Source organism: Paraburkholderia sp. DHOC27 (genome assembly GCF_003429005.1).
In the GTDB taxonomy this organism is placed as follows: Bacteria; Pseudomonadota; Gammaproteobacteria; order Burkholderiales; family Burkholderiaceae; genus Paraburkholderia.
Genome location: NZ_QVQV01000021.1, coordinates 1 through 1,684 on the forward strand (window position 1 = coordinate 1; position 1,684 = coordinate 1,684).

General features: G+C 64.3%; 1 protein-coding gene. It reads right to left on the reverse strand.

Annotation, left to right across the window (positions count from 1 at the left end; genetic code table 11):
• Window positions 1–144: 144 nt before the first annotated feature.
• The gene (locus D0B32_RS32150) at window positions 145–1,581 is read right to left on the reverse strand and encodes an ISNCY family transposase (RefSeq protein WP_117338520.1); all 1,437 of its coding nucleotides are present in this window, start codon (window positions 1,579–1,581) and stop codon (window positions 145–147) included.
• Between the last annotated feature and the right edge of the window lie 103 nt (window positions 1,582–1,684).

The following is a 1,684-nucleotide window of genomic DNA, read 5'->3' on the forward strand; positions in this document are numbered from 1 at the left end:
AATGTCGAGGCCAGATTGAAACGTCGGGGGCTGGCTAGATAGAGATGTCGGGTTTTGAGGCTGGATTTGAATCTGTATTTGAGGGTTTAACTCTCACACAGCGTTGAAGGAACATGTGTGAACGGGCAGGGCGTGTCAGTCCGTTCAGCGGAACTTTGCAGACCGGCAGCCAGGTTTGCGTGACGGTTTCACGGATTGCGCGTTCTGCGTGGCCGCCTGCAGGATCACTGCGTTGACATCGGCCTGCGTGAACTCGCGCTGCTTCTTCGTGCCGGGCCGGGGCTGATCGCGTTCGACCGGCAACCCCCGGTTCGTGCGCGACGGCGAGCCCGACGCCCGCCGGTCATCGCGCTGCGCCTGGAGTGCCTGCGCCACCTGCAGCGCATGTCCGAGCCGCTTGTGCTCGATCACTGCACCCTGGTCGACCTCGGCGAGCCGGTCATAGGGGACACAGGGAAGGGCCGCGCCGTCCGCCCGGACCTCGATGCGCCCGTCCGGATACTCCCACACCTCGATATACCGGTGGATGAGCCGCCGGTTCGCCACCGTATCCTCGAGCAGGTACAGCACGCGGTCGTACTGCACCGTCAGCGCCTTCGTCACGCGGCGCAGTTCGCGCCAGGTCAGCAGGGCGTCCAGGTCCTCATCGTCCCGCAATGGCCGGTGCGCGTCGAACGCGCTCCGAGGCGGCTTCGCAAAGCGCGCGTTATACGAGGCGATGAAGGCGGGCGCATAGGCGTTCGCGGCGTCAATGGTACTGATGTCACGCAGCCGCAGCTCCTTCACCAGCCGGTCCTGCAGCGTCAGGTGCGCCCGCTCGACGCGGCCCTTCGCGGAACTGCTGTTGGCGCACCACGTGTCGATGTTCAACTCGTACATCGCCCGGCCAAAGTGCGTGACACCCCGGTCGCCGCTCTGCGTATGCGTGGGCCGGAACACACTGGCCTTGTCGCTGTAGAACGCGACCGGCTTGCCATACTGCTGCAGATACGCGCGCGTCGCCTCAAAGTAGCTGAAGGTCGATTCGGTCGCCGTGAAATGCAGCGCCATCAGCCGGCTGGTGGCGTCATCGACATACACGAGCAGCGTACAGGCCGGCGCCCGCTCCTCGAACCAGCGATGGTCGCTGCCATCGATCTGCACCAGCTCGCCCACACACGAGCGGCGCGCCCGCGGCTGGTAGATCTTCGGCGGGCGCTGCCGGCGCGGAATCCATAGACCCGCGTCGGTCATCAGGTGGCGCACGGTTTCCTTGGCCAGCCGGATCCCGTGACATTCCTCCAGCTTCTCGCGCGCCAGGGTCGGCCCAAAATCCGGGTAGCGCTCGCGAATGATCGTCAACGCGCGGACTGACAGGCCGTCGTCGAGCTTGCGGTTGCCCGGGCGACCACGCCTGCCAGACGCCACGCCAGATGGGCCATGTTCGCGATACCGGATCACCAGCCGCTCGACCTGCCGTACGCTCAGTCCAAGACGCTCAGCCGCACGCCCGGGCTTCAGTCCCATCTCCACGATCGCCTGAACCATCTTTAGCCGGTCGAATTCGCGCATGTTCAGTGTCACCAGTTCGGTTTGACGCATGCTGGACTCCCGCAGTCTGAGCGCGAGCGTCCAGCATGACGCCAGTTGCAAAACCCGACATCTGTAAATAGCCAGAACACGACATTAGGATATAGCCCTTACA